General features: G+C 41.4%; 18 protein-coding genes. 6 read left to right on the top strand and 12 right to left on the bottom strand.

What is annotated here, in order from left to right:
• Positions 1 to 36: 36 nt before the first annotated feature.
• Both ACTJLE_RS04820 and ACTJLE_RS04815 read right to left on the bottom strand, forming a co-directional pair.
• Positions 37 to 1461 carry an MFS transporter gene (locus ACTJLE_RS04820; RefSeq protein WP_481267664.1) on the bottom strand — a complete coding sequence of 475 codons (1425 nt, stop codon included), beginning with the start codon at positions 1459 to 1461 and terminating at the stop codon, positions 37 to 39.
• A 102-nt stretch (positions 1462 to 1563) separates the two neighbouring features.
• Positions 1564 to 2520: a nucleoside hydrolase gene (locus ACTJLE_RS04815; protein WP_481267738.1), complete on the bottom strand. Its 957-nt coding sequence runs from the start codon at positions 2518 to 2520 to the stop codon at positions 1564 to 1566.
• Positions 2521 to 2861: 341 nt separating this feature from the next.
• Here ACTJLE_RS04815 and ACTJLE_RS04810 point away from each other — a divergent pair, with 341 nt between their 5' ends.
• Positions 2862 to 5135 carry a HelD family protein gene (locus ACTJLE_RS04810; RefSeq protein ID WP_481267663.1) on the top strand — a complete coding sequence of 758 codons (2274 nt, stop codon included), beginning with the start codon at positions 2862 to 2864 and terminating at the stop codon, positions 5133 to 5135.
• Positions 5136 to 5239: 104 nt separating this feature from the next.
• On the opposite strand, the gene nrdR is transcribed toward ACTJLE_RS04810, so the two are convergent.
• Positions 5240 to 5695 (bottom strand): transcriptional regulator NrdR, encoded by a 456-nt coding sequence (gene nrdR, locus ACTJLE_RS04805; protein WP_481267662.1) that lies wholly within the window; start codon positions 5693 to 5695, stop codon positions 5240 to 5242.
• A gap of 64 nt (positions 5696 to 5759) precedes the next feature.
• Positions 5760 to 6026 carry a LysM peptidoglycan-binding domain-containing protein gene (locus tag ACTJLE_RS04800; protein WP_481267661.1) on the bottom strand — a complete coding sequence of 89 codons (267 nt, stop codon included), beginning with the start codon at positions 6024 to 6026 and terminating at the stop codon, positions 5760 to 5762.
• Positions 6027 to 6246: 220 nt separating this feature from the next.
• Here ACTJLE_RS04800 and lexA point away from each other — a divergent pair, with 220 nt between their 5' ends.
• Entirely contained in the window at positions 6247 to 7035 is a 789-nt protein-coding gene (lexA, locus tag ACTJLE_RS04795; RefSeq protein ID WP_481267660.1) for a transcriptional repressor LexA, read from the top strand.
• A gap of 196 nt (positions 7036 to 7231) precedes the next feature.
• Here the strand turns inward: lexA and ACTJLE_RS04790 are convergent, their stop codons facing one another.
• The 5 genes from ACTJLE_RS04790 to ACTJLE_RS04770 all read right to left on the bottom strand — a co-directional run bounded on the left by ACTJLE_RS04790 (position 7232) and on the right by ACTJLE_RS04770 (position 13368).
• Positions 7232 to 7711: a GreA/GreB family elongation factor gene (locus tag ACTJLE_RS04790; protein WP_119486748.1), complete on the bottom strand. Its 480-nt coding sequence runs from the start codon at positions 7709 to 7711 to the stop codon at positions 7232 to 7234.
• A gap of 87 nt (positions 7712 to 7798) precedes the next feature.
• Positions 7799 to 8206: an FKBP-type peptidyl-prolyl cis-trans isomerase gene (locus tag ACTJLE_RS04785; protein ID WP_119486749.1), complete on the bottom strand. Its 408-nt coding sequence runs from the start codon at positions 8204 to 8206 to the stop codon at positions 7799 to 7801.
• A 129-nt stretch (positions 8207 to 8335) separates the two neighbouring features.
• Positions 8336 to 9865, bottom strand: coding sequence for an L-serine ammonia-lyase (locus ACTJLE_RS04780; RefSeq protein WP_481267737.1), 1530 nt, complete (start codon positions 9863 to 9865; stop codon positions 8336 to 8338).
• A gap of 85 nt (positions 9866 to 9950) precedes the next feature.
• Complete coding sequence (locus tag ACTJLE_RS04775; protein ID WP_481267659.1) at positions 9951 to 12635, bottom strand: HAD-IC family P-type ATPase; 2685 nt, start codon at positions 12633 to 12635, stop codon at positions 9951 to 9953.
• Positions 12625 to 13368 (bottom strand): hypothetical protein, encoded by a 744-nt coding sequence (locus ACTJLE_RS04770; protein WP_481267658.1) that lies wholly within the window; start codon positions 13366 to 13368, stop codon positions 12625 to 12627. Before ACTJLE_RS04770 ends, ACTJLE_RS04775 begins: the two co-directional genes overlap by 11 nt.
• A 127-nt stretch (positions 13369 to 13495) precedes the next feature.
• Between ACTJLE_RS04770 and ACTJLE_RS04765 the strand changes: the two genes are divergently transcribed.
• Positions 13496 to 13939 (top strand): toxin-antitoxin system HicB family antitoxin, encoded by a 444-nt coding sequence (locus tag ACTJLE_RS04765; protein WP_481267657.1) that lies wholly within the window; start codon positions 13496 to 13498, stop codon positions 13937 to 13939.
• 71 nt (positions 13940 to 14010) lie between these two features.
• Here ACTJLE_RS04765 and ACTJLE_RS04760 read toward each other — a convergent pair whose 3' ends face one another.
• Positions 14011 to 14619 (bottom strand): pyroglutamyl-peptidase I, encoded by a 609-nt coding sequence (locus tag ACTJLE_RS04760; RefSeq protein ID WP_481267656.1) that lies wholly within the window; start codon positions 14617 to 14619, stop codon positions 14011 to 14013.
• Between the two features lie 405 nt (positions 14620 to 15024).
• Between ACTJLE_RS04760 and nox the strand changes: the two genes are divergently transcribed.
• The gene (gene nox / locus ACTJLE_RS04755) at positions 15025 to 16365 is read left to right on the top strand and encodes a H2O-forming NADH oxidase (RefSeq protein WP_481267655.1); all 1341 of its coding nucleotides are present in this window, start codon (positions 15025 to 15027) and stop codon (positions 16363 to 16365) included.
• Between the two features lie 187 nt (positions 16366 to 16552).
• Complete coding sequence (locus tag ACTJLE_RS04750) at positions 16553 to 17686, top strand: 4-hydroxybutyrate dehydrogenase (protein ID WP_481267654.1); 1134 nt, start codon at positions 16553 to 16555, stop codon at positions 17684 to 17686.
• A gap of 142 nt (positions 17687 to 17828) precedes the next feature.
• Here ACTJLE_RS04750 and ACTJLE_RS04745 read toward each other — a convergent pair whose 3' ends face one another.
• Together ACTJLE_RS04745 and ACTJLE_RS04740 are read right to left on the bottom strand one after the other, a co-directional pair.
• Positions 17829 to 19907, bottom strand: coding sequence for a YhgE/Pip family protein (locus ACTJLE_RS04745; RefSeq protein ID WP_481267736.1), 2079 nt, complete (start codon positions 19905 to 19907; stop codon positions 17829 to 17831).
• The gene (locus tag ACTJLE_RS04740) at positions 19897 to 20664 is read right to left on the bottom strand and encodes an ATP-binding cassette domain-containing protein (RefSeq protein ID WP_481267653.1); all 768 of its coding nucleotides are present in this window, start codon (positions 20662 to 20664) and stop codon (positions 19897 to 19899) included. The genes ACTJLE_RS04745 and ACTJLE_RS04740 overlap by 11 nt, the downstream gene beginning before the upstream one ends.
• A gap of 558 nt (positions 20665 to 21222) precedes the next feature.
• Between ACTJLE_RS04740 and ACTJLE_RS04735 the strand changes: the two genes are divergently transcribed.
• Positions 21223 to 22563, top strand: a complete 1341-nt coding sequence (locus ACTJLE_RS04735; protein WP_481267652.1) for a Na+/H+ antiporter family protein — start codon at positions 21223 to 21225, stop codon at positions 22561 to 22563.
• Positions 22564 to 22830: the final 267 nt, after the last annotated feature.

Genomic DNA, 22830 nt, shown 5'->3' with positions numbered 1-22830 from the left:
ATTTGTTTACTTTGCTTAACTATTAGCCTATTTAGACTATTCTTCAGTAAGTTCCTTATTTTCAGAAATAAAGCAGCCACGAACCAAGTAAACCACTAAACCGATGATGGCTACTGCAGCACCCATCATAAGCAAATTGGAATAACCTGCCGCCTGTCCGCTAAGACCGCTGAAGGAGAATCCTTTGAATAAATCTCCTCCAAAGAAACCGCTGAAAATAGAAATACCAATAGAAGCGGTAACGTTCATAATCAAATCATTCATACCGCAACCACGGCCGGATTCTTCAACTGGAAGAGCAGAAAGAACTGTTGAAACGATTGGAGAATACATTAAACCGCAACCCGCGTAGTATATGCATGCGCAGATAGTAAGCGACATAAAATCAGTGTTGATAAGCAAAGCTGCACCAACCCAGCCAACAATCATCAAGAATGCTGCTGTAATAATACCGGCTTTGCGACCAATATGACTAATAATCGTACCGGAGAACACGCCAAATACTGCAGCGCATACGAAAGCCCAAACAAGGTAAGAAGAAACCTTATTAGTGTCCATATGGTAAATAGCGCCGCCAATAACGTTATAAATTGGAGGCATGCAGTAATTAGTGAAGTAGAAGATGAAAATAAGAATAATGCCGGAAAGCCAACGCTTATTCTTAAAGAATGCAGGAGTTACGAATGGGTTCTTTGCCTTCATAATGTAGAAAGCGAACACAACGAAAAGCACGATGGAACCAAGCAACAATCCCCAAGCCTTGTAGGAGAAGAACAGCGTAAGAAGCGTTACGGCAATGCCGAATACGGTGAAGCCGAGCTTATCAATCTTTCCACCAATACCGTTCTTTGTAGGCAAGCATTTAACAAGCACTGGCAAGAACACGATTGTTATTGCAGGAATAAGGAACAAATATTGCCAAGCAATAGAGCTTAAAATACCTGCTGCAAACACACCAATAGAAGCAGAAAGCTGATATGCTGCAGTAAAGAGTCCGAAGAAAATAACCTTCAAATCATTACGCAAATACTTAGTTGCAATAACCAAGAAGGAAGATCCTGCAACCTGTTCGCCAGCGGTTTGCAAAATTCGAGCTACAATAACAGTCCAAAGATTTGGCGTGAAGTAGAAGTTAGCAATAAAACCAAATAATGAGCCAACGAACAGCGTCACCAAACCGATTGTTATAAGCCTACGAAGCGACACAAAGTCACCGAGAGATCCATAAATAAAGCACACGATGCCAAGAACAATAATAGGCAAACTTGTAATAAGAGATGCCTGTTCTGGTGCTCCAACAGACTTACCAATCTGGTTAAATACCAAGTTAAAGCCTTGCAAGCACAATGTGCCAAGAATAAAGGTGATCAGCAATAAAATAAGCGAATAAATCGCCACCTTATCACGAGTTTTAGGATCCTCGTATGGATCTACTGCAATAGATGTTGCATTTTCAGTCATAATAATCCAATCAACTTATTACGTATGTATTTAAATAATTTAAGTTAATGCAAGCTACTGTAAGATGCAGTAAGATGCTTTAGATGCAATAAACGGAGCTTATCAGCCTGCAATTTTTGCTAAACCAGAAATGCGGGACATAAATTCACTCAAGAAGCGTTTAACATCTACTCCAACAGCTACTTGCATAGTTTTAACTGGATCGTTCAAACGAGTGACATCACCAATAGTGCGGCCACGAGTTGGACCTTCCACATCCACTTGCATGTTAATCGGCAACGTAGTTACAAGCGTTGGATCAACAGCAACTGCAACAGCTAACGGATCGTGCAAACCACAACCGCCAAGGTGTGGAGCAGTAGTTTCGTAGGCTTTGATGTAGAAATCTGTCATATCTGCAAGGAACTTGCCGGCCTTTGTGCCAAGATCACGCCACTTTTGCGTTTCTTTATAAGTAAGCAAAGTTTGCAACGTTACATCCAAACCAACCATTGTTACTGGAGCGCCGGAGCGGAACAGAACGTCAGCTGCATCTGGATCTTGGGAAATATTCGCTTCCATCCAAGGAGTTACATTGCCATGAACTGTAAGAGCTCCACCCATAAGAACAATCTTTCCAATTTCATCCTTAATTTCTGGAGCTTTATGCAATGCGGCAGAAATATTAGTCATAGGTCCTGTTGGAACGTAAATAAGATCTTTTCCATAAGTCTTAACTGCATCAATTATGAAATCAACAGCTGGCTCCGACTCAGCTTCGCGCTTGGAATCTGGAATAACAACATCACCAATACCATTATCACCATGGATAAATGCAGAAATTGGCAATACTTCAAATGAATCCTTCTTGCTTGCGTGCGATAAACCACGATACACTTTCACTTCTGGATGACCAAACAATTCAGTAATAGCAAGAGCATTGCGCACGCCCTGTTCCATAAGAACATTGCCATAAGTTCCAGTAATGCCAATAAGCTCAACCTCTGGGCTACCAAGAGCGTAAGAAATTGCTAATGTATCGTCAACGCCAGTGTCCAAATCAAGAATAAGCTTCTTCATCAGAACAACCTTTCTGTATCGTAAGCTTGCAATATCAACAGTGATACTGCAATACATTTAATCTTTTATGCGGTACCAAAAACGAAGAATATTCTCTTAATCGTTTTATGCTGTACAACTCAAGAATTCTATCGCTTTATAATTCAAAATCAACTCTTATAAACATATGTTTATATCGTATTTTGTGCATACAAAGCCAATACTAGTGAAGTTTTTAAAAAATCTTCTTAACAAGTTGAAATATTACAACACAAGAAAAATACTGTATAAGCCTCGAGATATACTTAAATGCCTTAATTTGGATACAATTTGGTTGCAAATTTTACGAAGAATGGACGCATATGTCTACTTATTCCTCACAACTTAGCGAAGAACAGCAGGCTGTTGACCGCGCTTATGGTCGACTCGACGACTTGCGCAACACTATTCGTACACGTTTAGACACAGTTCGAGCAGCTGGTTCTCACGGATCCCCTACTCAGCGAACCGAACGCGATTCTTTTGCAACTATGTACGAGGATCGTCTTACACAATTACGTGCTGTTGAAGACCGTCTTGTTTTTGGAAGACTTGACAATACAGAAGGTACTCATCGTTATATTGGTCGCATAGGTTTGCTTAGCGAAGAGCACGATCCTATTCTTACAGATTGGCGCGCTGAAGCTGCACGACCTTTTTATGAGGCCACGCCTTCTCATCATGGCGATATTGTTATGAGGCGTCATATTACTCTCCGTTTCAGAGATGTTATTGGTATTGAAGACGAAGTTCTTGATATACATTCTGAAGAAGTAGGAAAAGCTTCACAGCAAGGAACTCTTACTGGTGAAGGCGCTTTACTTGCTTCTTTGGGATCTCGCAGAACCGGAAAAATGACTGATATTGTGGCCACAATTCAGGCAGAGCAGGATCGTATTATTCGAGCTCCTCTTGATCGAACTATTGTGGTTCAAGGCGGACCTGGAACAGGAAAAACGGCTGTAGCTTTGCACCGCGCAGCATACTTGCTTTATACGCATCGACGAAAGCTCGAACGTTCTGGCGTTCTTATTGTTGGACCAAGCTCAGCATTTTTGCGTTATATTGATCAAGTACTTCCTTCCTTAGGTGAAACTGGCGTAGTAAGCCGTACTATTGCAGACTTAATTCCTGGAATACATGCAACTTGCGAAGATTCTCCTCACGCAGCAAAGCTAAAGGGAATGTACAAGATGCGCACAGTTATTTCTAACGCTATTGCGTCGCGCATTCGCGTACCAAAGAATCTTCCAACATTGCATATTGGAGGATTTAGCGTACCGCTTTTAGAAGAGGATATTAAGCTCGCACAATCCGATGCGCAACGCAGTCACCAACCTCATAATCAAGCACGTAACACATTTGTTAAAACTGTTCTTAGCATATTGAAAAACCGCTACTTGGAACAGCTTGATTACGTTCCTGATCAGGCTGAATTAAACGATATAACTTCTCAACTTCGTTTAGACGATAAGCTACGCATTACACTTAATCTTGCTTGGTTGCCTATGACTGGAGAATGGCTTATAGACCAGCTTTTTTCCAAGCCTGATAAGTTGCGAAAATATGCTCCTTGGCTTAGCGAAGAAGATATTGAAAGCCTTACTAGGCCAAAGGGCAGTACTTTAACGCGTTCTGATATTCCACTTCTTGACGAAGCAATGGAATTACTTGGACCTGATCCTAAGCTTGATTCTCAAAAAGCCGCTCTACAAGCTAAAAAGCTTGAAGAACAACAGTTTGCAGCCGATACTTTAGCTCAAGCCGGTATTGGAAATGGAATAGTAACTGCAGATATGCTTCTTGACAATTTGCAAGGAGATGACGCTGGCATGCTCGCTCGAAAAGCAGCATCCGACCGTGAATGGACATATGGTCACATAGTGGTCGATGAAGCTCAAGAGCTTACTGCTATGGATTGGCGTATGCTTATTCGTCGATGCCCTTCACGCTCCTTTACTATTGTTGGCGATGTTGCACAAACTTCTGCTCTTGGTGGAACTCACCGTTGGCAAAAGAATATGAATTCTCTGTTTGGAGAAGCAAATTGGGATCTTTACGAGTTAACGATTAATTATCGTAATCCTCGCGAAGTTTCCGAAGTTTCAAGTGAACTTGCTAAAAAATCCGGCTTGTACATATCTACAGTTCACGCTGTACGCTCTGTGCCTGATTCGTTGATATCTTGCACTGTTGAATCTGAGAAAGATAGCGAAGAAGCATTAGCAAAGTACTGCGTTGATATGTTCAAAAAGTTTGTTGCAGATGACGGAAGCGGTCGAATCTCGATTGTTACTCCTTTAGAAAAAGTCCAACACGTTAAAGATGTTGTGAATCAAGCATTAAAACATGCATTGCCAGAAGAGACATGGATTAAGCTTAATAAACAAAATCCAGATGATTGCCAATGTAGCGTTTGCACAGCTGAAGAAGTAAAAGGACTTGAATACGACGCAGTGATTGTGCTTCAGCCTTCTCAAATTGAGCAAGAAGCGTCTTCTATGCTTACTGCCGCAGCAAATCTTTATGTTGCTATGACAAGGCCAACGCAACAATTAGTTATTATTCGCACTAAAGAAGATAAAGATTTTGACTAATAATTGTATGAATTAGAATACAATAAGTTCGCAATTTAAGAAGAATAAATAATGGAAAATAGTAAACAATATGTTTGTTGTATATTTGTTATGATTTTCTATTTTTATTCTTCTGTTTTGCTGCGCTTTAAATCTTCAATAGCTTTCTCAAAATCTTCAAGCCCAGAGAAGTTTTGATACACACTAGCAAAACGAAGATATGCGACTTCATCTAATTCACGCAAAGGCTTAAGAATAGCTTTACCCACTTCCTCAGATGTGACTTGTGCTAAACCACGCGCACGCAAATCAGCTTCTACTCGCATGCCTAAAATCTTTAATGCTTCCGCATTTATAGGACGACCCTGGCATGCTTTACTCACACCAGCTACAACTTTTGCTCGATCAAAAGGCTCAATTGAACCAGAACGCTTCATAACAAGCAATTGCGTTGTTTCTACTGTAGTAAAACGATTCCCGCACACTTGGCATTCGCGCCTACGACGAATAGAGTAACCATCTTCACTAATACGAGTATCAACAACTTTCGTATCGGAATTTTTACAGAAAGGACAATGCATACATCCAGCATACTAAAAGTTAAGGAAACACGACATAATAATGTTCACTTTATTTTTCTCAGCACTACTTATTAGAACTGACTATTGGAACATTAATAGACTGCCCTACTTCTAAATCTGGTGAAGAAAGATGGTTAAAAGAAATTAATCTTTCAACATTATCTGCAACATTACCGTTTTTAGGAGTAATAGTCGCAGCATAATTCCATAAGTTATCCCCCGGACGCACTGTATACGTTACAAACTTTTCAGGTACAGCAGAAACAGCTGTTCTTGGCATAAACAGCGCACAAAGCGTAACTACTGACATAAGTAACACTAATATGCGCATATTTTTATTCTTGCTATTGCGTTTAACAACAATACTGCGGCTATAGTGCGCATATTGTTTTGAGCGCCTTTCAATTCTTGCTACCCCATAATAACCGTTTCTAGATGACGTATTCATAACTATCCTTTCTCCATCCTCAATCAACTGAACATTTGTTCTATCGAACAGGTGTATCAATAATGACACATTTGTTCGAGGGTTGCAACGGCGTGTCGAACATATGTTTGATTTTTTAAAGAAAGTGCGCTATCATAAAATTATTGAAAGGAGCACCATGAGTAATGAAAGCACTAAAGACATTAATAATACCGCTTATATAAGCAACGTTGACGAATCTTCACTCACAGAGCGCCAGCGCGATATTGTTAATGCTATTCAAAACAATCTCAAAATTCATGGTTTCCCTCCTTCTTTTCGTGAAATCGGCGAAGCCGTTGGACTTCGTAGCCCATCTTCAGTAAAGCATCAATTGCGTGCACTAGAAGAAAAAGGAATTTTGCGTATTAGCGCAAATAAAGGTCGCGCAATCGAGATTATTGACGATTCACTTCTTCCTACTAAAAACGCAAACAGAATTAAAGAAAATAATTCACAATCAGTAGAAATTAGCGCTTATGATTCTGATGCTGTTATTAATTCTAGAGACGTACCGTTAGTAGGAAGAATTGCAGCAGGAGTGCCTATTACAGCTGAGCAGCATGTTGAAGATGTTATGCGCCTGCCAGAACGCTTAACAGGCACAGGAAATCTTTTTATGCTTGAAGTTCATGGAGATTCAATGATTGATGCCGCTATTTGCGACGGAGATTATGTTGTGGTTCGAGAACAGCATGAAGCAGTTAATGGAGACATCGTCGCTGCATTACTTGACAATGAAGCAACTGTAAAAACTTTCCGAAATGACAATGGTCACGTTTGGCTTATTCCACACAATCCAGCATATTCACCAATTGACGGTTCACACGCAACAATTATGGGAAAAGTTGTTACAGTACTGCGCAAAATATAAAGCATAGTTGCTAAAAATATAAGTTTTAGCTGCAGTTTTAGCCGCAAAATATAAAACTTATCCCCCAACCCCTCAAAAAATATTCTCCCCACTTATTTCAAAATATGAACTAAGTGGGGAGAATAATATTTATAAAATCAACTTATGCAGATTATGAAAATCATGTAACTTACGCAACTTACACAACTTACGCAACTTACGCCAGTGGATGAGAATCCTTAATAGTTACAGAAATCTCACGACCATTAGGAGCCGCATAGCTAACAGTGTCTCCAGCATGAGCACCCATAATAGCTGCACCAATTGGAGACTCTGGGCTAATTACGTCATAATCTGTTGCTACAGCAATATCTCGAGAACCAAGAACATACGTCATCTCGCGACCCGCAAGTTCAACAGTTACTAAAGAACCGTTACCAACAGTTCCAGCTTTTGGAGCTTCAAGAATCTTAGCATTACGAAGCTTTACAATAAGCTCGTTAATACGACCCTCGTTCTTGCCTTGCTCCTCACGAGCAGCTTGGTAACCGCCATTTTCCGACAAATCACCTTCAGCTCGAGCCGCAGCAATACGCTCGGTAATTTCTTCTCGATACTCACCTTCGCGATGCTCTAGTTCTTCCTTCAGCTTGTCATACGCTTCTTGCGTAAGCAAAATAGTTTTTTCCTCAGCCATTGCTACCTCCTATCCAACAATCTCTTATATAGCTATATAGATATACAGCTAAGCCAATATGTGCGAAAATAAAACGCACACTTTTACTCAACGAGTTGAAATAATATCAACAACAAATACTAAAGTGTCTCCACCGCCGATACCAGCTTGTGGCACACCGCGAGAACCATAACCATACTCTGGTGGAATCGAAATCAACAGACGAGAGCCAACATTATGACCCGGAACTGTACGATCCCAACCTTGAATAACTTGTCCAATACCAATACCAAAGCTGGCTGGCATATGGCGCTCAAAGCTCGAATCAAATGGCTTTTCAGCTCCCCAAACAACACCATGATAATTCACGGTTACAGTGTCGCCAGCGCGAACTACTGGACCATTACCTTCAACTAATTCAACAACCTTAAGACCTGCTGGCGGTTCAGATTCCGGGAACGTCACCGTTGGCGTAGTGCCAAATTCTGCAATTACTTCTGGCATATCCTGTGCCATATTGCCTCCTTTTTACAACTCCAAACAGTATAATCTGCAACAGTATAACATCTGCATAGACGTCTTGCACAGCCATCTAGCATTACTAAAACACATTTAGATTAACTTAATAGATTAACCTGTCCTAGATTAGCACTCAACAACGTTTACAGCTAGACCACCTTTTGATGTTTCTCGATATTTCGACATCATGTCATGACCAGTTTCTTTCATTGTCTTAATTGCTTGGTCAAGACTTACCATATGCGAACCATCTCCAAGCATTGCCATGCGAACAGCATTAATTGCAGTATTCGCGGCCATAGCATTACGCTCAATGCACGGAATTTGCACCAAACCGCCTACAGGATCGCACGTAAGCCCCAAATGGTGTTCAATACCAATTTCTGCAGCATTCTCAACCTGTTCGGGCGTTCCTCCCAATACTTCACACAATCCGGCAGCAGCCATTGAACAAGCAGAACCAACCTCTCCTTGGCAACCAACTTCAGCACCCGAAATCGAAGCATTTCGCTTAAACAAGTAACCAACAGCGCCAGCAGCAAGCAAGAAACGCACAATTCCATCTTCATTAGCAGAATCAACGAATCGCCAATAATATTGCAATACTGCAGGAATAATTCCAGCAGATCCATTCGTTGGAGCAGTAACAATGCGCCCTCCACCAGCGTTTTCTTCACTTACTGCGAGCGCAAAAAGATTCACCCAAGCTGAATCCGAACTTTCTAAAGCTGAGTCAGAACGACGACGATTATTGCGTAGCATGTCTGAATTTGCAGCTAAACGCTCGTACATGCGAGGCGCCCTACGAGGCACATCAAGACCTCCTGGCAAAATCGCCTGCTTTGAATTGCAACCATTTTCCACGCATTTGCTCATAACATTCCAAACGTGCAGCAAATAGTTACGCACGTAGTCGGCGTCACCTTCATGCAGTGCAAGCTCGTTTTGCCACACAATATCGCTTATTGACATATGATTTTCTAGGCAAATATTTATAAGCTCGTCGCATGAAATAAAAGGATACGGTACAGTAGTATCTTTTGTTTGATTTGAAACGTTTTCTGTATTTTCGTTACTATTTTCGTTACTATTTTCGCTACTATTTTCGCTATTACTTTCGCTACTACTTTCGCCGTTACTATCGCTTTGATTATTTTCATCCTGCTCAGTAACGCGCTCATGCAACCCAACCATTGCATCATCAGCATGACCTTGACGCACAAATCCGCCGCCAATTGAGTACCATACTTGCTCATCTATGCTGTTTCCATTAGCATCCGTTGCCACGAAACGCATTCCGTTAGGATGAATAACCATGCGTTTCCACTTTTCAAAAACAACATCATTATCGTAGTCAAAAGAAATAGTATGCTCTCCAGCAAGAGTTAAAGTGCCGGTTTTTCCACATTCTTCACGAATAGTAAGCATATGTTCGGTATTTACATTATCTGGAAGATTTCCTTCAAGACCTGCAACGCAAGCGCGATCGGTCCCGTGACCGAGACCGGTTAGAGACAATGAGCCATAAAGCGTCACTTTTACGTGCGCAACGTTTTTAAGATTGCCACTTTTTTTAAGCGACGTAACAAACGCATAAGCTGCACGCATAGGACCTACCGTATGCGAAGAACTAGGACCAACGCCTACTGAAAACATCTCTAAAATACTAAACACGTATCTATTGTAAGCATCATTAAGCTCGCTTCGACACACTAATTGCGTTAGAAATATGTTAGATTGTTCACTTCTTACTTTGTTTAGATAACAAGTTTGCTAAACTCACGCACGCAAACCATAAAATTATGGCCAAAACAACAGCTATAAGCATTACAGTAAACGCGTTTCCTTCAGTTGGCACGTGAAGTTCAAAGAATTTTGCAGTAAACGGTATAAAAGCTCCAGCAACGCCAGCTATAGCAAATAGCGCAACCATAATTCCTCTCCACAATCGCAAAGGTTTAGCAACGCTTGCGAGCACGAGTATGCCGAGAACAAATACGATTACGGAACAAATGCTACGAGTGGTTACCAAAGCTTGCACGCTTGAAATAATAAAGCGTGAAGCTTTCAAACTATTTTCTGCATTTTCGTCAAGATTAAATCCCAAAACTCTAGGAGCAATAACAGCAGTCGCGAGCACAGAAGCTGCTATAGCAAATCCGCTAGGAACAGCAAAACGAACAACGCGCTTCAAGAAGCCTGGAATGTATCGACGAGTATTAGGAGCAAGAGCTAGCAAAAATGCTGGAATACCAATAGTTAAAGAACCAATATAAGTAATGTGACGAGGCAAATACGGGAAGTGCAACGCTAGAAGCACAACTCCTGCAGAAATAAGCGCAGAATAAACAGTTTTTACAAGGAACAAGCCAGCCACGCGTTCCATATTTGCCATCACTTGCCTACCGCGAGCTACAACATCCGGCAAATGCGAGAAGCGTGAATCAACAAGAACCACTTGAGCTACAGCTTTTGCAGCAGGAGCAGCATTGCCCATAGCAACTCCCAAATCAGCCTCTTTAAGCGCTAAAGTATCGTTCACGCCGTCGCCAGTCATAGCAACAACATGACTTTGAGTGTGAAGCGCCTGAACAATCGCCTTCTTTTGATTAGGAAGCACACGCCCAAGTACATCCACATTTTCAAGCACTTTAGCCAATTCGTTAATATCTTCTGGCAATTTTCGAGCATCCATTGCAACAGGCTTGCGCTCTCCTGTTAACCCAACTTTTGCAGCAACAGCAGCAACAGTTGTAGGATTATCTCCCGAAATTACGCGGCAGCGCACACCCTGCTCACGGAACCATGCGAGCGTTTTACGCGCATCTTCACGAATACGCTCAGAGCATCGAACCAACGCAACAGGTTGAGCGCTCGCGCAAATAGTTGGAGAATCACCAAAAGTTTTATCCGTTTCTGTGACGCTATTTACTTCTCTATTTTCGACGCTACTTACGCTGCTACTTTCGCTACTTACAGCGCTACTTACAGCGCTACTTACTTTTGCAAGAAGCAGCACGCGCTCACCAAGCTCCGCATAAGAATTAACTTTCGCTAAAAGTTCATTAGAATTTGCATAATTAATCGCGCTTAGCAATACTTCCGGAGCACCCATATACCAAGTTTCATATTCTCCACTGCTTTGCGCATATTGCACAGCGCTCCACTTTCTAGAAGACGAGAATGGTAGACGATTGGATACATGCTCGCTAGCGGCAACTCCTTGAGCGCCAAGCCCTTCCATAATTGCAACGCCTGTTGCGTTAGGATTTTCTTCGTTTGATAAATCGAATAAAGCTTGATTTGTTTGTGAGTTGATTTGTAGGTTGGTTTGCGAGTTGATTTGTGAGTTGGTTTGTGAAGATATTTCAGCACTGCTATTATCTAGATTTTCTACGCCAACGAATGCAATACCACCGTCGGTTATAGTGCCAGTTTTGTCCAGATTCAAGCAGTCTACGCGCGCTAAAGTTTCTACAGATTCCAGCTCCTGAACTAACGTTTGCTTACGCGCAAGTCGCATAGCAGCCACCGCAAAATTAAGCGAAGTAAGAAGAACCAATCCTTCTGGAATCATTCCAACAACGCCTGCAACAGCAGAAACAACAGCTCCCCTCCAAGCACCAGTCTGCCAAGCTTCAACAAATCCGCCAACCTTATGCATTTGCGACCACACAAGCAGCACGCACAAAGGCACCACAACCATAGTCATATACTTCAAAATCGTATTAATTCCGCGGCTTAAGTCGGAAATTGTTTTGGTATAAACCTTCGCTTGTGCCGCCAATTTTGCCGCATAACTGTGCTCTCCAACGGCAGTAACATGCGTTAAAGCCATGCCAGAAACTGCAGTAGATCCGGAATAAACGTCGTCACCTTGGGCCTTTCGAACTGTAGCAGACTCGCCCGTAAGCATGGACTCGTCCATTTCCAATCCCCACGATTCCAGCACTTCTACGTCTGCTGGAACCTGCTCTCCAGCTCTAAGCCACAAAATATCCCCAAGCACAATATCTTTGTGCGCAATCTCAATATTTTCTCCGCTTCTACGCACCATTGCGCGAGCTGCAATCAATATAGAAAGCCTATCCAAAGTGCGCTTTGCTTTTAATTCAGTCACAATGCCAATTCCAGTATTCACCAGAATTACCGCGCCAAAAACAGCATCCTTCCACGAACCTGTGGCAAGCACAACTACCATTGCTGTGAAAATAATCGCGTTAAACAATGTAAACACGTTCGCGCGCACAATATCCATTAAAGAGCGCGAAGTTTGCTTAGAAGTAATATTCACGTTTCCGCGAGAAACCGCCTCCGCAACTTCTTCGGTGCTCAATCCAGAAACTTCTACTTTAGGAAGCGCCGCAATAGCTTTATTATTAGTGTTTTCTGTAGACGCTATTACGTTTTGCTTGTTACTTGCCATTTATAATCACTTCCCTGCTGTGTGGCGTATTGTCAATTATTGCGCGAACGATGCTTAGCAAAGATGAACGTTTAAGCGCGGAATTATTATGCGCAGAATTTTTAGGCGCTAAATTATTAGAAATATCCCCAATTCGCAATATTGCTGCGTATAAAGTTTCGTCTTTTGGTGCTTTTACAGGATTTACTAACGCAACTGGCACTCCAGCATAACGCGCGTACTGCAACGCAGAAATCCATGAATTACTTTCGTTTTGCTTATTGCGCGCGCTGTTATTAAGCTGATTATTTTGATTATTTTGATTATTTTCTTTTTTATTGTGTTGATTATTAGCATTATGAGGCTCATCAACTCTTGTTACGTCGAGCGCGTTAATAAGTATTAGTGAAACAGGCTGCTCGCTTGCAGCGCGAATAGCTTTCTGAGATGCTTCGTTCGCATTATTTATATTTGAAACCGGAACGTACGAAGCGCTTAAATTTGCCATTTTGCACTTTTGCATAATCGCATCATCAAGAGACGCAGACTTAGAACCAATAACCAGTAAATGGATGTCATTAATATCTATGCCGTCGTGAATTATGTCTCCAGCGCGACCAGTGCTACCAACGGCTTTACCCTGCGGCTCGCAAGCACTCAACGTGCCAAGCGCTAAAGCAGCTACAACAGCAGCCGCAAAAATGGTAATAGCGCGTTTAGAAAACATAAGACTTTTATACCACACCTTCAACATAAGTGGCTGTTTTTGGAGTATTTTATGCAATTCTACAAATTGTAATACATTAACACATTGACACCACATGTAACACCACTTATAATTTTATAAAACTTTTAAAAATCAGCATAATATGAAATCAAATATGACTAAAACAAATAAAGCTAGCAAAAATATCACTCACAAAAACAATGCCAAAACACCAACAAATAAAACACTCAGCTACTACATGTCACTACCGTATAAGCTGGAGATTGTAAAAGATCCAGATGAAGGCGGATTTGTGTCCTACTACCCTGATTTGCCAGGATGCATAAGTTCAGGAGACTCCGAACAAGAAGCAGCAGCAAATGCGCAGGACGCTAAGCATGCTTGGTTTGAAGCAGCTCTTGAAAGCAAAATCAACATAAAAGAGCCGTCTTACCATGAGCTGAATGACTATTCTGGTCAATTCAAACTGCGTCTCCCTAAAGAATTACACAGGCAGTTGGCTGAGCAATCTCAAGCCGAAGGCATAAGCATGAACCAGTATTGCGTGTATCTTCTTTCGCAAAATAATGCTATTGAACGCGTGCTTGAGCGAGCGTAGAAAATAAATACTTCATACTATTTATTAGCAATTACTTACAAATTAAAGATTTGCTGGCAGTTTACCTGCAATCACTTGCAATCATCCGCAATTACTTGCAGCGCAACTTCAACGCCTCGAAGCATATCAACTAAACTCATAGAACTCGTAGTCGGCTTATCAAGAACCTGCTCAGGCAAATATGGAACGTGAATAAAACCACTCTTAATCGGCAATTTTTTAGTCTGGCAATAATAACAAACACTGTAAAGTACGTCATTGCATACGTACGCGCCAGCAGAAAAAGACACAGACGCAGGCAATTTTGCTTTATTTAAAGCATCAACTATGTTCACAACTGGCAAAGTCGCTCTATACGCCACATCGCCATCTTGCACAACAGGCTCATACCAAGGCTTATATCCACTATTATCCGGTATGCGCGCAGCTCTACAGTTAATACCAACATACTCAACGTTAAAACAAGCAGAACCACCGAATTGACCTAACGAAAGCACAGCATTAGGGTGAACTTCCTCTATTTTCTCAATAACTTTTTGCGCACCCTTGCTAAATTCCGTAGGAATCTGCAAACGAACAAGTTCCACACCCTCAGGTGCATGCACCGATTGCGCAATCTCCCACGACGGATTTATAGACTCATTGTTAAACGGCGTAAAACCAGTAATCAAAATACGCATCACAATACCCCTTCATACGAATATCACTTTATTAAAACATTAAAACGCATCACAAAAACTGTACATATGTGAATGTCACTGTATATAAACTGTATACAAACTTCAGGATTCTACTACGTAATTCAAGTTCGCGAAAAGATTAGTGATAGTCAGATTGTGAAATAACCCCCCCCCACAACACGCACAAAATCAAAATTGGTAAGACGAGCATTCGTGTAATAAGATTGTGCGCTAGATGTGCAATCACGCTGCGGCGTAAATTAAACAAAGTAGTTAACACAGCACATAACATAATTTAAACAGAATTCGACAGAATTAAATTAAACTAAATTAAATTAATTTCAGCAGAATTCAGCAAAAATAAACAAAATTAAAACTAGATTCAACGACGAAAAGAGATTACCGATGACGAAGATCATTCAGATTGGCGCAAATCACGCCGGCACTGCCTGCGCTAACACCATTTTGAGCTACCCAGGAAACGAGCTTACAATTTACGATCAGAATAATAATATTTCCTTCCTTGGTTGCGGAATGGCTTTGTGGATTGGCAAGCAGATTCAAAGCAGTGACGGCCTGTTCTACCAAAAGCCAGAAGATTTCGTTAAAAAAGGCGCTAAGGTAAATCTTGAAAGTAAAGTTTTAGACATTGATTACGCAAAGAAAGAAGTAACAGTCGAACTTAAAGACGGCACTGTTATTCACGATTCTTACGACAAGCTGGTTCTCGCTACCGGAAGCCTTCCAAACAAGCCTCGCATTAAGGGCATCGATTTGGAAAACGTGCAAATGGTAAAGCTTTTCCAGAATGCACAAACTGTTATTGCTAAGCTCCAAGAGCGCGATTTCCATAATGTTGTGGTTCTTGGCGGCGGCTACATTGGCGTGGAACTTGCTGAAGCCTTCGAGCGTCTTGGTAAAAACGTGACCCTTATTGACATGGAAGACCATATTCTTAACGGCTACTTTGACCCAGAGTTTTCCGATAATTTGAAGCAAATTATGGAGAATAAAGGCATTAAGTTTGAACTTGGTCAAACTGTTGAAGAAATTGTTGGCGAAACTGAAGTCAAGGCTGTTAAAACAAGCAAAGGCACTTACGATGCAGACATGGTGATTTGCGCTATTGGCTTCCACCCAAACGTTGCGCTCGGCAAAGATCACTTAAAGCAGTATGCTAACGGCGCTTTCCTCGTTGACAAGAAACAGCAAACTTCCGATCCAGACGTGTACGCAATCGGCGACTGCGCTACAATCTACGACAATGCCCGAGACCGCGTGAACTACATTGCGCTCGCTACTAACGCCGTTCGAAGCGGCTTGATTGCAGGTCACAACGTTTGCGGAACTCCTGTAGAAACCGAGGGCGTGCAAGGCTCTAGCGCAATGATGATCTACGATTACAAGCTTGTTTGCACCGGTTTGAGCTTGACTGCCGCTCAAAAAGAGGGAATGGACGTTGATTACGTTGATTTCGAGGATACTCAAAAGCCGGCGTTTATGGAAGTTGAGAATCCAAAGGTGAAGATTCGCATTGTTTACAAGAAGGATTCTAAGGTTATTGTTGGTTGCCAGTTGGCTTCTAACTACGATATGTCTGCCGCAATTCACCTGTTCTCGCTGGCTATTCAAAAGAAGGTTACGATTAAGGAACTTGCTTTGTGCGACATCTTCTTCATGCCTCATTTCAACCAGCCATACAACTACATTACGATGGCAGCTTACACGGCTTTGCTGAAGGGCTGATTAATATCTGATTAATATGCTGATTAGCTTCTGCAATTAGCTTAAATCGCGTTTATTAAACCAAGCAATCTGTTCTATAATGGAGCAGTTGCTTGGTTTTTTAATCATCCGCGCACAAAAGTACGCACACAACGCGAGCTATTAGCACTATTAGCACAAGACATGGATTAAAACAAAGGAGTCTGGGATGAAGCAGCTTTCTATTAAACCAACTATTCATAAGTTCGAGCACGCACGCGACTTTGCGCAAGAATTTAAGCTTGGTAAAGGCGATTTGGTTATTACAAACCAGTATATTTGGGAGCCTTATTTTGGTGATTTGAATCTTGATTGCGACGTGATTTTCCAAGAAAAGTACGGCAAGGGCGAGCCGAGCGACGCAATGGTTGATGCAATCGTTAGTGACATTCACACTACCCCGAAGCGCGTGATTGGCATTGGCGGCGGCACTGTTTTGGATATTTCGAAAGTTTGCTCGTTGAAGCAAACAAGCCCGCTTGAGGATTTGGTCGACGGCAAGATTCCTGCGCAAAAAGGCGCGAATCTTATTCTTGTGCCAACTACTTGCGGAACCGGTTCCGAAGTGACGAACGTTGCCGTGTTCTCACTTACTAAGCGCAACACTAAGAAGGGTTTGGCAAACGATGCTTGCTACGCTACGGACGCGGTTCTTATTCCGGAATTATTGAAGAGCCTTCCGGATTACGTTTTTGCAACCAGCTCTATTGACGCTCTTACGCACTCGATTGAGTCCGCACTTTCTCCTATTGCAACCGAGCTTACAAAAATGTTTAGTTACAAGGCTTGCGGGCTTATTTTGCAAAGTTATATGCGAGTTGTGAAGGAAGGTAGTAGTGCAAAAAGCAAAGTTGTAGGCGACTTGGTTTCGGCAAGTCTTTACGCTGGTATTGCGTTTGGTAACGCTGGCTGCGGTTGCGTTCACGCGATGGCTTATCCGCTTGGTGGCACTTTCCACGTGGCTCATGGCGAAACAAATGCCGCTCTTCTTACAAGCGTTTTGCGATACTACGCTAAGCACGACGCAGAAAGTAGCACCAGCGCCGAAAGCACTGAGCTTTCTAAGCTTTTTGACTTCATGGCAAATATTCTTGAATGCCAGAAAGAAGACGTATTAAATAAGCTTGACGAAGTTCTTAACACGATTCTTCCTAAGCACAAGCTTCACGAGTATGGCATGACCGAAGACATGATTCAAAGCTGGGCAGCATCCGTTGTTAAAGAGCAGCAGCGACTTTTGAAGAATTCCTACATGCATATGGACGAATCTGCAATTGCCGAAGTCTACGCGTCTACTTTCTAAAATCGACTCTAACTAAAAAACAGATTCCACTAAAATCAGATTCTAATAAAAACAGATTCTAATAAAAAACGAATCTCACTAAAAACAATCCCCGCAACTAACAAAAGCTGCGGGGATTTTAATTATCGCGACTATGTGAAACTTACGCCTCAAGCGTTATTACAGGATGCAAATCAAACATTGTTACAGTGCGCTTCATATGCGCAACAATGCTTGTTATAGCAATCGCAATCACGCCGAAAAGCACAAGCATTCCAATGCCTGAGACTATTTCACCACTGTTCTTTCCAGCCATTGCTTGACGCAAGCCCATAATCGAGTACGTCATTGGCAAATATGGGTGAACAGCTCTAAAGAATGCCGGCGTCATTTGCACAGGGAACGTTCCTGCAGAGCTTGTGATTTGCAACATAAGCAGCACAATCGCAACTATTCGCCCTGGTATGTGGAAAATCACCATAATCATTTGCATTATAGCCATAAAGACTATTGACGCTATAATCCCCAGCGCGTAGAATGCAGCAACATTATCGATTTGCAACTTTAACGCTCCTTGCACAACGCCCATAAGAATCACAGCCTGCACAACGCCCATAATCACAAACGGCGTCAAGCTAATAAGCGCGCTCTTAAGCGGATTCATGCCGTTTAGTATCGCTCGCCTATCCATAACTCTCAAAACGAATGTTGCCATAAGAGCACCAACCCAAAGGCCGATGGAAATAAAGTAAGGAGCAAAACCAGTTCCATAGTTTTCAACGTGCGAATACTCGTGCTCCTCCAAGGAAACTGGTGCGCTCATCATCTTACTTTTTTGAACAATACCGTTTACTTTTCCAGACTTTTGAGCATCTTTAAGCCCGTCATGCAATTTCTTAGCACCATCAACAAGCTTTGGAGTGTTATCCGATAGCTTCTTAGCGCCGGAATTAAGCTGATCAGAACCGTTCACTATTTTCGCAGAACCTTGTGCAGCTTCATTCACGCCATTATTTAGCTTCTCACTACCGTTACTTACTTGAGCCAAACCGTCAGCAAGCTTATTTGTGCCAGCAACTAACTTATTTGAACCAACATTAACTTTTTCCATGCCTTGCATAAGAGCGTCAGCACCGCCCTTTATTTGCAAGCTTCCTGCAGAAAGCCTGTCTGCTCCAGCGCTTAAAGCAGAAAGATTTGTTTCTAGAAGATTAGAATTTTCACCTAATCCTTCTGCCAAACTTTGCAAATTAGCAAGCACGTCTTCCTTTGTTACTGCTGGGTTTTGCGCTTGCATAAGAAGACCAGTAATTTGTGCTTTTGTTTCAGCATTTCCAGCTTTAACATGTTCTTCTAATTCGTTGCTTGAAGCTGCAAGCTTTTGAGCTCCTTCATAGAATTCGCTTGTCGCTGCCGATAGCCTTTGCGTTCCTTCGCTTAACTGTTGAGCTCCGTTTGCTAAATCTTGCGTTTTTTGTGCAAGATATTGAGCTCCTTCTTTGCTGCGAGCATTGGCTTCAGTTAGCGTATTCGCGCCTTTTTGAAGCTCCCCTAATCCGCCTTGAAGTTTTTGCAAAGATTGCGAAAGTTTATTCGACCCATCTGCAAGCTTATTTATTCCGCCTTGCAAAGACTTTGAACCTTCATGCAATGCTCCAGCACCGTTTGCAGCAACACCAATAGAATCGGAAGCTGAATTAACTTTCGCAAACATGTGCTCCCAATACTCTTGTGCAATAGCCTCACTAATTTCGCTTCGCATAGTGTGGAAAGCAGTTTTACCAATTTGAGAGGCCAGCATATTGCTTGCCTGATCGTACTTTACGTGAAGTTTTGCTTTAGTTGGAGTGTCGTATTGCGCGGAAGCAATGCACTTACTGAAGGAAGCTGGAATGGTTGCTACCATAAAATAATTGCCATTTTTAAGACCCTTATTCGCTTCAGCACTATTTACAAAATTCCATTGGAAACCTTCACTACCGTCTTTTTGATTCTTTAAACGAGTTTTGATTTCGTTTCCAATGTTGCGCATTTTGCCGTTAATCATAGCACCATTGTCTTCAACAACCACAGCCACAGGCACAGTGTTTAGCGTATTGTACGGATTAGTAAATGCCCATAAGTAAAGCGATCCGTACAAAAGTGGAATCAAAGCTACGGTTCCAATAACAAGCTTTCGCGCTTTTCCTTTTATAGCATTATTAAGCTCACGAAATGCAAGAGCAATAGTATTAACGTGCATTGTTTTCACCACCATTTGCTTTACGTTCACTAAGCTGAGAATCAGTACGAGAATTTTCTGCTTTCTCATTATTTGGCATAAGTCTTAATACCTGATCCGCTTGCTTTTCTAACTCACTTTGCAAAACTCCAACAAGGCAAGAGCAGTAGTTTTTGCTAACATACTCGCGAATATCTGCAAGCAAGCATTCACTTTGCTCGCTAGTAAGCTCCGTCTCAATTCCATCAACAAATAGTAGCCACGGCTTTTTTAGCAAAGCCAACGCAATTGCCAAACGCATGCGCTCGCATGGCGTTAACCCTCCTATTGCTGTTTTGTGAGGAGAAAATACTTTCCACTGCGCAAGAAGATTGTACGCGTATTGTCGTAACGCTTCGCGATTTTTTACATCATTTTTATACTGTTCGCGAAATAGTGGCGAAGATGATGCGAGTTTTAGCTCGCTCATCAAAACTTCTTCTATTGTTTGCGTTTTGTAGAATTCGTTAATTCCGTTGAATAATCCCAATCCCACATATTTACGCGATTCTTTAAAATCGTTAGGAAGAGTTGCGTCCGCAATAGTAAGAGTTCCGTTCGTAAATTTCATATAACCAGACAGTGCAAGTAGCAGAGCTGATTTTCCAGAGCCGTGTTCGCCTGATATTGCAACGATTTGATGAGGCTCTACTTTTAACGATACGTCCCAAAATGGTGATCTTCTAAATTTTTGTAAACCTAATTCTTTAGCTTCTAAAAGTGTTCGACTCTCTTGCATAATTTGTATGTTTGACGCTTGTAATTAAGATATGGCGTAGTATCTTTTTTACTTAGAGCGCCAGGCATTCCTCCTTACTCTAAATACTCTAAATAACTATTTTCAATTTTTAGTTTTTTAGTTTTTTAGTTTTTTAGTTTGTTGTTTATTGTTTATTGTTTATTTTTAGATCTTCACAATTAGCAAAACAATTTTTAATTTTCACATTGCTTTACCGCTATTTCTCGCGATAAACTCACGTTGCAATGTTGCAATAAAACGGTGTAAAACCGAACATCCGGTGATTTATGAATTCATCACCTCACAGGTTTCAGAGTACTCTTTTGGGTAAACAATTGTTAAGCTACTCTAATTTTTTTATTTAATTGTTTATATTTTATATTCACTTAAGAAACAAGTTGTAAACACTTCCATGCTATATTGTCTTTAATTACTAAATGTAAGAAATACATATGTAAGAATACATATGCAAAAAATACAAACGTAAGTAATACTAAATAAAACATATTGCTTCAAACAATATATTATAAAATTCAAGCATTTAAAGGGGTGAACGGCATGCTAAGTTTGCAAATTTTAAATATTATATTTAATCCGGTTATTGTGTCGGTTGTAGTGCTATGTGCGCTTAGTCTTGCAAAACTTAATGTTTTGCTAGCAATGATTGTAGCTTGTGTTGCAGGTGGCATTGCCGGCCATCTTCCACTTTTTGGAGATGGAAATCACACTATTATGGCGTTGCTTTGCGACGGTTTCTCTACCAACGCACAAACTGCACTCGCCTACATTTTGCTTGGTACTTTTGCAGAAGCAATTACAGCAACCGGTTTGGCTCAAATTATTTCTAAAAAAATTAGCAAAATTATTGGCACTAACAAATTCATTCTTCTTGCTGTTTTAACAGTAATTGCGTGCATGTCTCAAAATATTGTGCCAGTTCACATTGCTTACATTCCTATTCTTATTCCGCCGATTTTGCAAGTTATGAACAAACTTAAGATTGATCGCCGAGCAGCTGCCTGCTGCACAGCTTTTGGTCTTGAAGTTCCGTACATTGCAATTCCGTTTGGATTTGGCTTAATTTTCCAGACTGTTATTGCTACGAATCTTTCTAAAAACGGCATGAAGGTTAGCGTTGCAGACGTTAGCGCTGTGAACTGGTATTTAGGTGCTGCAATGCTCGCAGCCTTACTGTTTGCAGTTTTTGTGCTATACCGCAAGCCTCGCGAATACGAAACCAACGAAGCTGATACTCGTGCTGCTGACGCTGTTGTCGGTCCTCTTACTAAAGCACATTACGTAACTATTCTTGCGATTATTGTTGTTGTAGTAGTGCAAGTTATTAGTAAGGATCTTTCGCTTTCTTCTCTTGCAGGTCTTGCAACGATGATTATTTTTGGCGCAATAAAATGGAACGATATCGACAAGCAGCTTATGGGCGGCGTTAAGCTTATGGGTCTTATTGCTTTCGTTATGCTTATTGCCGGCGGCTACGCTAACGTTATTCAAGCAACAGGCGGAGTTGAGGAGCTTGTGCACTTAGGTGTTGCATCTATGGGTCAGAACAAGCTTGTTGCTGCATTTGTGATTACGATTATTGGTTTGCTTGTGACTATGGGCATTGGCACTTCGTTTGGTACAGTTCCTATTCTTGCGGTTTTGTTCGTGCCTCTTTGCCAGAGCATTGGTTTTAGCACTCCTGCAACGATTCTTCTTATGTCTTCCGCTGCAGCTCTTGGTGATGCAGGCTCCCCTGCTTCCGATACTACACTCGGACCTACTGCCGGCTTAAACGCGGACGGCCAGCACAGTCATATTTGGGATACTTGCGTTCCAACGTTCCTTATTTTCAATATTCCGCTTATGGCTGCCGGCATTGTTATTTCGCAGTTTATTTAGCAGATTATTCCCGAGATTAGCTATTAAATATCTCGTATTATTTAGCTAAATGTTTTAGTTGAATATTTAATAGAGATTAAGTATTTCGAAACGCAAAAGTGTTTATTGATAAAATTATCGATAAACACTTTTATTTTTTATTAATATTGTTATAATGTAATGTGCAATTTTATATTTGTTATATTGTTTTAAACAAAATAACAAAAGTTTGTTTAGGCAGCTAGTTAGATAGCTGATTAGGTAGTTGATTAGAGAGTTGGGTGTTTT

Source organism: Gardnerella sp. CCPDSM, assembly GCF_056754715.1.
This window is presented reverse-complemented; position numbering and strand designations above follow the sequence as displayed.

Bases quoted from the DNA above. Each gene is read 5' to 3' on its own strand.
- ACTJLE_RS04820 (WP_481267664.1), bottom strand. From the start codon at position 1,461: ATGACTGAAAATGCAACATCTATTGCAGTAGATCCATACGAGGATCCT.
- ACTJLE_RS04815 (WP_481267738.1), bottom strand. From the start codon at position 2,520: ATGAAGAAGCTTATTCTTGATTTGGACACTGGCGTTGACGATACATTA.
- ACTJLE_RS04810 (WP_481267663.1), top strand. From the start codon at position 2,862: ATGTCTACTTATTCCTCACAACTTAGCGAAGAACAGCAGGCTGTTGAC.
- nrdR (WP_481267662.1), bottom strand. From the start codon at position 5,695: ATGCATTGTCCTTTCTGTAAAAATTCCGATACGAAAGTTGTTGATACT.
- ACTJLE_RS04800 (WP_481267661.1), bottom strand. From the start codon at position 6,026: ATGCGCATATTAGTGTTACTTATGTCAGTAGTTACGCTTTGTGCGCTG.
- lexA (WP_481267660.1), top strand. From the start codon at position 6,247: ATGTTTGATTTTTTAAAGAAAGTGCGCTATCATAAAATTATTGAAAGG.
- ACTJLE_RS04790 (WP_119486748.1), bottom strand. From the start codon at position 7,711: ATGGCTGAGGAAAAAACTATTTTGCTTACGCAAGAAGCGTATGACAAG.
- ACTJLE_RS04785 (WP_119486749.1), bottom strand. From the start codon at position 8,206: ATGGCACAGGATATGCCAGAAGTAATTGCAGAATTTGGCACTACGCCA.
- ACTJLE_RS04780 (WP_481267737.1), bottom strand. From the start codon at position 9,865: ATGTTTTCAGTAGGCGTTGGTCCTAGTTCTTCGCATACGGTAGGTCCT.
- ACTJLE_RS04775 (WP_481267659.1), bottom strand. From the start codon at position 12,635: ATGGCAAGTAACAAGCAAAACGTAATAGCGTCTACAGAAAACACTAAT.
- ACTJLE_RS04770 (WP_481267658.1), bottom strand. From the start codon at position 13,368: ATGTTGAAGGTGTGGTATAAAAGTCTTATGTTTTCTAAACGCGCTATT.
- ACTJLE_RS04765 (WP_481267657.1), top strand. From the start codon at position 13,496: ATGACTAAAACAAATAAAGCTAGCAAAAATATCACTCACAAAAACAAT.
- ACTJLE_RS04760 (WP_481267656.1), bottom strand. From the start codon at position 14,619: ATGCGTATTTTGATTACTGGTTTTACGCCGTTTAACAATGAGTCTATA.
- nox (WP_481267655.1), top strand. From the start codon at position 15,025: ATGACGAAGATCATTCAGATTGGCGCAAATCACGCCGGCACTGCCTGC.
- ACTJLE_RS04750 (WP_481267654.1), top strand. From the start codon at position 16,553: ATGAAGCAGCTTTCTATTAAACCAACTATTCATAAGTTCGAGCACGCA.
- ACTJLE_RS04745 (WP_481267736.1), bottom strand. From the start codon at position 19,907: ATGCACGTTAATACTATTGCTCTTGCATTTCGTGAGCTTAATAATGCT.
- ACTJLE_RS04740 (WP_481267653.1), bottom strand. From the start codon at position 20,664: ATGCAAGAGAGTCGAACACTTTTAGAAGCTAAAGAATTAGGTTTACAA.
- ACTJLE_RS04735 (WP_481267652.1), top strand. From the start codon at position 21,223: ATGCTAAGTTTGCAAATTTTAAATATTATATTTAATCCGGTTATTGTG.